The organism is Caballeronia sp., from assembly GCF_049581465.1.
In the GTDB taxonomy this organism is placed as follows: Bacteria; Pseudomonadota; Gammaproteobacteria; order Burkholderiales; family Burkholderiaceae; genus Caballeronia.
Genome location: NZ_JBAUSA010001045.1, coordinates 1 through 6,876 on the forward strand (window position 1 = coordinate 1; position 6,876 = coordinate 6,876).

Sequence of the window (6,876 nt, forward strand, 5' to 3'; positions counted from 1 at the left end):
GCGCTCAGTTGCATGGCGTGGGCCGGCGCGGGCGTGCTGTGGACCCTGAGCGGCGGCGTGCCAGGCTCGACATTGCTCGGCGCCGCGCAAGCGGCGCAAACCGACACCCGTGCATTCAGTTTCGTGCAGATCAGTGACAGTCATATAGGCTTTAGCAAAGACCCGAATCTCGACCCGGCAAGCACGCTGCAAGAAGCCATCGGCAAGATCCAAACCATGCCGGTACGGCCGGCGTTCATGATCCACACCGGTGACGTCAGCCATCTCTCCAAGCCCGGCGAATTCGACACGGCCACGCAAATCATCGGCACGGCAGGCCTCGATGTCCACTACGTACCCGGCGAACACGACGTGCTGGTCGACAACGGCGGTTCGTACTTCGAGCGCTTCTCAAAGCCCCGCGACACCAAGTGGTACAGCTTCGACCAGGGCAACGTGCATTTCATAGGGCTCGTCAACGTGATCGATTTGCACGGCGGGGGGCTGGGCTTTCTCGGCGACGAACAGCTCGCATGGCTCCAACAGGACTTGAAATCGCGCTCGTCCAGCACGCCGATCGTGGTCTTTGCACACATCCCGCTCTGGTCGCTTTATCCGGCATGGGGCTGGGCTACGGACGACAGTTCAAGAGCTCTTGCGCTAATGAAGCGCTTTGGCTCAGTCACGGTTCTAAACGGGCACGTCCACCAAGTGGCACAAAAAGTCGAAGGGGAAATCAGCTTCTACACCGCGCTTTCGACGGCGTTCCCGCAACCGGCTCCGGGCACCGCTGCGGGTCCTGGCCCAATGAAGGTTCCCGCCGATACGTTACGCACGCTCCTGGGTGTGCGGGCTGTGAACTACGTTCCGGGCAACTCGGAACTGGCGTTGCTGGACACTCGTCTTGCTACTTGAACAAACACTTACTTAACGAGGAAGGAGAGAGGCGATCATGAACACACGTATGAAAGGGCGAAATCCAGGCATGTTGGCACTATTGACTTGCGCAATCTTGCTCGCGTCAGGTCCGTGCGCCTATGCAACGGATGCGCCATCGGCGACTGTTGTTATCGACAACTTCGCCTTCAATCCACCGAAACTCTCGATCAAGGCTGGAACGACCGTGAGGTGGGAGAACCACGATGACATGCCGCATCTGGTCACAAGCGACACGACGCCCCGCGAGTTCGCCTCGCGGCCGCTCGACTCCGGCGACAGCTTCTCGCAAACCTTCGCGAAGCCCGGCACATACCGCTATTTTTGCTCGATGCATCCACGCATGACGGGGGTGGTGATCGTTAAATAGCAGGTTGCTCCACGCTAGGAGACATAGAGAATGAGACAGCACCAGCCTGCCGGCCAAACGGGCCTTTTCTCAGTAGACACGCGCGTTCCGCCGTTACGGAAATCTAGAGTTAACGATTTCTGCACGTTGCGTACATGATGGTTCGACACGGCGGATAGCACCATGATCAATGGCGAATTCCCCGGACACCGACGCTATTGAACGGGGACATTGCCTGCCCGGCTACGCACACGCAAGCCACCCATGGACCTTCTCCGAGGAATCCGAAATGAAAACACTAAAAATCGCAGTAACACTGGCCTTCGCCTTGATGGCGGGACACAGTTGGGCACAAGACGCATCCACGCCTTCGCAGCCAGCACAGGCGCAAGCGAACCAGGACACGGGCGGGATGTCCAATGCCTCGCAGAATGGCGCTCCTATGGGCCTGACTCGCGCCCAGGTCAAGCAAGATTTGATACACGCAGAAAAGTCGGGTGAACTCACCCGCTTGAACACTGATCTATACAAGGGCCAATGATCTATACAAGGCAATTGAGCGGGTCCATCCTTCTTTCGCTCGCGGCGGGCGCTACTTCCCCCACGACGCAACATGCCGAGCGGTCTTGACGACATCAACGACCGCTTTAGTACCCTATACGTTTTTCAAACTTCCTGAAGCGCCCAAGCGTCCGGTAGCGCTTGAACCACGCGTTCAGGCGCAGTTCGAACAGTCTTGGCGAGCGGTCCGCCAAGGCCCGTTCGAGCCAGTAGAACATTTCGTCGGGCCGCTCCAGGCGCGCATACATTTCAGCCAGCAATAAGGGCGACAGATAGCCCTTGTGTTCTCTGGCAAGCAGGTCCTGCAAGTGCCAATGGAGAACGCCGTCGAAGCCTCCCGCCTGCCACGCCGAGCGAATCTGTTCAGCTCGCGCGTGGGCATTGCAGCGGGTTAGCGCTTCAATGGTTGCATCGACGGCCTCCTTGTACATGCCTTCGACCTCGAACGCAGTTGCGAGCACCTGATAGACAAGCGGCGACCGGTCACCGCGCCCCTCATTCAGATATTCCTGCACGACTTCGTTATATTTTCCGGCTAACACGCGCCCGAAGATGCGCGAACCTTCAAACGCCAATGGGTCGATCCGCTCGGCCCGCTCAAATTGCGCGGTCGCTTCCGACTCTCGTCCGACCACGAGCAATAGCCGCGCATACAACCGGCTGGCCTCGGGATAATTAGGATTGAGACGCAGCGCCTCAAGGAATTCCGCTTCCGCACGGCGCCAGTCCCAGTCGAAGAAATAGAGCACGCCTGCAAGCGCTTGATGCGCTTCAGGCAGGTCCGGGTCGAGTTCGAGCGCGCGCAATGCCATAGCACGTGCCTTTGGAAAGCCCTCGGACGCAGGATTGAAACCATGCACCGCAGTGGACCCGAAGATGTTCGATAACCCCACATAACCCAGCGCGTAGGTAGGGTCCCGCTCGATCGCCGCTTCGAAGTAACTGTGACTGCGCGCGAAGTCTTCACCACTCAAGGCATGCTGGGCCGCGAAGCCTGAATCGAAATGCACACGACGTGCCCAGTAGAAACGACCACGCAGGTAAGCATCATGCGCGGCGGGATCGACAGGCGAACGTCTCGCTCGCGCATCCCCCTGGTGCGCAACGAGCACAGGCACGACCAGTCCAGCGAGCGCCGTCCCCACCTCGGCCTGGATATCCAGCCTGCCTCTTGCAGACGGTTCGACCGCCCCGCTCCACACCTGCGCCTGATCCCCGCATCGAACGAGATCCGCCAGGACGCGCACGCGACTGCCCTCGCAGGTCATCGAACCTTCAAGCACATAGTCGACGGTAAGCTCCCGTGCAATCTCAGCAATACTCTTGTCGGTGTGCCTGTAACGCGCGGCCGTTGTTCGTGCGATCGCGCTGACGCGCTGAGGATCGATTGCGCCGATGCGCGCCGACGCTTCATCGGCTAGAGCATCGCAATAATCATCGCGTGACGCGTCGCCCGTCATGTTGCGAAAAGGCAGGACCAGCACACGGACAGGCGCAATCTCGTGGGTCGTTGCATTGTCCGCAGCGACCTCGACGCCATCCAGTCGATACCCTTTTCCCTTGATCGTCACGAGGTATCGGGGCTGCTCAAGGTCTTCGCACAGTGCAACGCGGATCTTTCGGATTGCTGTATTGATGCCGCTATCCAGATCGCGAAATGCGTTTGTTCCCCAAAGCGCTTTCACAATGTCCGCGCGTGAGACCAGTTGCCGGTTGCGCGCAGCAAGCAGGATGAGCAACTCCATTGGCAAGCGTTCGAGAGGCACAGGCTGGCCGGCACGGCGCAAGCCATAACGATCGATGTCGAGTTCGATATCGCCGAACTGGACGAGTCGTTGCGTTGTCATGTGCGCTCCAATGACGCCGATTGGGGGGCCGGCACGATTGGCGCGAGGCGCAAGATCCCTAGCGGCCGTATTGCTTTGGCCACTGATCAAGGAGGCATGCCTATGGTCTCACGACGGCTTCCGGAGAACTGTAGTTCGTGATGTTGAAAGAGGCAATGAACGCGCGCACTGCAGAAATGATTTCCGAGCGCGGAAGAGTCGTCAAGGAGGACTGATTTCTGGGCGAGGGTTCCGGGCGAGGGACAGGCACGTGCTCCCCACGCATTCGAACATGACCCGGAGCCAGCTCGCGACGTGCGCGCGCTGACTCGGCCACGAAATAATTACCGCGACACTAGCGCGCGCCGCTTGCCTTCAAGGTGCGTGATCAGGCGCTGAAGCGTTCGCTCCGCGTTCCCGGGCAGATCCGGGAATTTGAAGCCGACGATATACAAGCGATCTCCCTTCGCCGTTACCATGAAGCGCGGAGAAACAAGCTGAAGGTCGATTGAAAGCTGACCGAAGATGCCAAAATTCAGCTTGACGTCCTCTAGCGTGCAACCGATTTCCAACTCGGAAATAGGTGGTTTGTGCGTCTTGAGCGCGACGCCGCCCAGCGACAAATCATGGACCTCACATCGAAATGTTTCGCCGTTCGGAAACTTGCCTGAGGCAACATACGGCTCGATAATCGGTGTTTCGACCCTAAAGTATTCCCGGCGCTGCACGCAAAAGACAACCTCCGGGAATGGCAACTTGAATGCGGGACGGCCCTCGAACACGGTCTCGGACGGCGCGCCCGAGTCGAATTCGATCCTCACGCCTTCAGGGGACCCGCGAAACACGAGTTTGGCGGCGCCGAGTAGCGCCTGGTTCTCTTCCTCGTTACTGCCTCGGTCGAAGATAAAAGTTGCACCGGCGGCATCGACGTCGAGCAACTGGCTCGCCATCTGCTTGCCACCGAATTCGATGGTCACGAAGTCGCCTCTAGCCGCCAGATTGCGTAAATAGATCGCGATTTGCCGCGGGTCGCGTCGACCGTAGTCGGGACGCTCTTGAGTGGACGGATCTGCGCCGTTGGCGTCTGACAATTGCTCGACAATCATTTGATCATCCGTGCGTTGTTGGGCGATTAGAAAATCGGATATGTGTTGAAGCGTGCGTTGCCGCACAGAGAGTTCGGAACTTTATTACGATACCGCGTTTCAGTAAATGCACATCTTGTCTAGCGGCGCTGTTAATCGGTACGAATAGCGTTCCGCGCAACACTCCACGACGCAAAGCAAGATTGACCTTGTGCCTTAGCTTGTCTCTTTGCGGAACTCTCCACGCACAACGCCTCTTGCAGTCATGCTTACTTGCATCAAACATCGGTTGAGGAAACGGGTACGATTCGCCTTTAAATCAATCGACTCTTCATGCTGGCCCTAAAACTGACGCTGGTTCCGTTTTTTCTGTTTGCCATTTCCCTGGCGGGCAAACGGTGGGGTCCCGGCATTGCCGGCTGGCTCGCGGGATTGCCGGTGATCGCCGGGCCGATTCTCTTCCTGCTCGTTCTTATTCACGGACCGAATTTTGGCGTGCATGCGGCAACCTTATCGCTGTCCGCGATCCTCGCGTCAGAGGCTTTCAATTTCGCCTATGCATGGAGTTGCAGGTCCTCGCGATGGCCTGTTGCCTTGTGCTTAGGCTTAGCAAGCTGGTTGGTGGCAGCCGGGGAGCTCGCCATGATGCCGGCCTCTCCGGGATGGGCAATAGCGGTGGCCGCGATTGCCGTAGCGTTTGGACAGACGTTTCTTCCGCGCAGCAACGCACAAGTGACCGGTGGGCGGCTCACCTGGACCGACCTGGCCGGACGCATGGCCGCAGGCGCGGCGCTTACCTTCCTTGTCACCACACTGTCCGCTGCAATAGGACCTGGCTGGAGCGGCATTCTCGCGGTCTTTCCGATGCTGGGCAGCATCTTGTCGGTCTCATCGCATCGCTCGCACGGTCCTGACTTCGTCATTTCGATGCTGCGTGGCATGGTACTCGGGCGATTTTCGTTCGCCGCTTTTTGCCTGTGCCTTATCTTTTCTCTTCCCAAACAAGGGACCGCAGCCGCTTTTATCGAGGCCGCCGCGCTCGCAATTCTCGTGCAATGGGCGACCAGGCGACTGGCGCTGGCGCAGCGTGCACGTTCCGTAGACGCGCTGGCCGCGCTGCCGTCACCCGATTAAATCGCGGAATCGTTAGCCGTTGACTTGGCCCACGCTTCTTACTTTCGTGGAAGCGGTCGCGATAAGGGTTTTTTCGCAGTCGGCGAGAGCCCTTGCGAGAGTCCAAACGCTGCACAATCGAGCCTTGGCTTTTAACTCTCAAAAAACGCTCCATGACCGACTCGCCTTCCAACCGCTTTTCCGACATTGAGATCGCTGCCGTTTACCGGGCAATTTACGAACGCCGCGACATGCGCCATTTCAGCGACGCGGCCGTATCGGAAGAACAGTTGGCACGGTTGATCGATGCCGCACACCATGCGCCGAGCGTCGGCTTTATGCAGCCGTGGCGCTTCGTTCGCGTGACCGACCACCGCCTGCGCGTGGCCTTGCATGACATTGTCGAGACCGAGCGGCGCGCGACGGCCGAGGCGCTGAACGAGCGCAGTGACGAGTTCATGAAGCTCAAGGTGCAGGGCATTCTCGATTGTGGCGAAGTGTTGGTCGCAGGGCTCACGGAAGATCGCGAGCGGCATGTGTTCGGGCGGCGGACGCTCCCCGAAATGGACCTGGCATCGGTCGCGTGCGCGATCCAGAATTTGTGGCTGGCCGCGCGTGCGGAAGGACTCGGGATGGGTTGGGTATCGCTATTCGATGTGAGTGCGGTGCAGCGCTTGTTGCACATGCCTGCGCAAGCTAAGCCTGTTGGGATTTTGTGTATCGGGCATGTTGACCGGTTTTATGACCAGCCCATGTTGCAAGTCGAAGGATGGGCGAAACGAGTGCCCGTGACGCATTGCGTTAATGAAAATTTCTGGCCAAAGGGTCCGGCTGTCAGCGGTTTGGGCAGTTCTGTTAGCGGGGAGTGAAGGGGACTTCGGCTTGCGGCGAGTGTGGGGCGAGCATTGAGTCCTTCTGCTAGCGTGGTCGTTCTGCTTAAGTCGGATTTTCTTGCTTATTTCTGTTAGCCCCTATCCGGGGCGGGACTTCATTTCTTTGCAAACGCGCAAAGAAACGAAGCAAAGAA

Annotated in this window: 7 protein-coding genes; 5 read left to right on the top strand and 2 right to left on the bottom strand. The window is 58.6% G+C overall.

Translation table 11 applies throughout. The features are described 5' to 3' along the window. The 3 genes from WCA53_RS25570 to WCA53_RS25580 form a co-directional block, all read left to right on the top strand. Positions 1 to 894 (top strand): metallophosphoesterase family protein (locus tag WCA53_RS25570; protein ID WP_423916995.1); only part of this gene is annotated, 894 nt, incomplete at its 5' end. 37 nt (positions 895 to 931) lie between these two features. Next, positions 932 to 1,285, top strand: a complete 354-nt coding sequence (locus WCA53_RS25575) for a cupredoxin domain-containing protein (protein WP_423916997.1) — start codon at positions 932 to 934, stop codon at positions 1,283 to 1,285. Positions 1,286 to 1,553: 268 nt separating this feature from the next. Then, positions 1,554 to 1,805 carry a DUF4148 domain-containing protein gene (locus tag WCA53_RS25580; protein ID WP_423916999.1) on the top strand — a complete coding sequence of 84 codons (252 nt, stop codon included), beginning with the start codon at positions 1,554 to 1,556 and terminating at the stop codon, positions 1,803 to 1,805. A gap of 106 nt (positions 1,806 to 1,911) precedes the next feature. Here the strand turns inward: WCA53_RS25580 and WCA53_RS25585 are convergent, their stop codons facing one another. Further along, positions 1,912 to 3,672 carry a winged helix-turn-helix domain-containing protein gene (locus tag WCA53_RS25585; protein ID WP_423917002.1) on the bottom strand — a complete coding sequence of 587 codons (1,761 nt, stop codon included), beginning with the start codon at positions 3,670 to 3,672 and terminating at the stop codon, positions 1,912 to 1,914. Positions 3,673 to 3,995: 323 nt separating this feature from the next. Continuing rightward, positions 3,996 to 4,757, bottom strand: a complete 762-nt coding sequence (locus WCA53_RS25590; RefSeq protein ID WP_423917005.1) for a flagellar brake protein — start codon at positions 4,755 to 4,757, stop codon at positions 3,996 to 3,998. 312 nt (positions 4,758 to 5,069) lie between these two features. On the opposite strand from WCA53_RS25590, the gene WCA53_RS25595 reads away from it, so the two are divergent. Together WCA53_RS25595 and bluB are read left to right on the top strand one after the other, a co-directional pair. Then, positions 5,070 to 5,870, top strand: coding sequence for a hypothetical protein (locus tag WCA53_RS25595; RefSeq protein WP_423917007.1), 801 nt, complete (start codon positions 5,070 to 5,072; stop codon positions 5,868 to 5,870). Positions 5,871 to 6,022: 152 nt separating this feature from the next. Next, positions 6,023 to 6,718, top strand: a complete 696-nt coding sequence (gene bluB / locus WCA53_RS25600) for a 5,6-dimethylbenzimidazole synthase (protein ID WP_423917009.1) — start codon at positions 6,023 to 6,025, stop codon at positions 6,716 to 6,718. Positions 6,719 to 6,876: the final 158 nt, after the last annotated feature.

Bases quoted from the DNA above. Each gene is read 5' to 3' on its own strand.
- WCA53_RS25575 (WP_423916997.1), top strand. From the start codon at position 932: ATGAACACACGTATGAAAGGGCGAAATCCAGGCATGTTGGCACTATTG.
- WCA53_RS25580 (WP_423916999.1), top strand. From the start codon at position 1,554: ATGAAAACACTAAAAATCGCAGTAACACTGGCCTTCGCCTTGATGGCG.
- WCA53_RS25585 (WP_423917002.1), bottom strand. From the start codon at position 3,672: ATGACAACGCAACGACTCGTCCAGTTCGGCGATATCGAACTCGACATC.
- WCA53_RS25590 (WP_423917005.1), bottom strand. From the start codon at position 4,757: ATGATTGTCGAGCAATTGTCAGACGCCAACGGCGCAGATCCGTCCACT.
- WCA53_RS25595 (WP_423917007.1), top strand. From the start codon at position 5,070: ATGCTGGCCCTAAAACTGACGCTGGTTCCGTTTTTTCTGTTTGCCATT.
- bluB (WP_423917009.1), top strand. From the start codon at position 6,023: ATGACCGACTCGCCTTCCAACCGCTTTTCCGACATTGAGATCGCTGCC.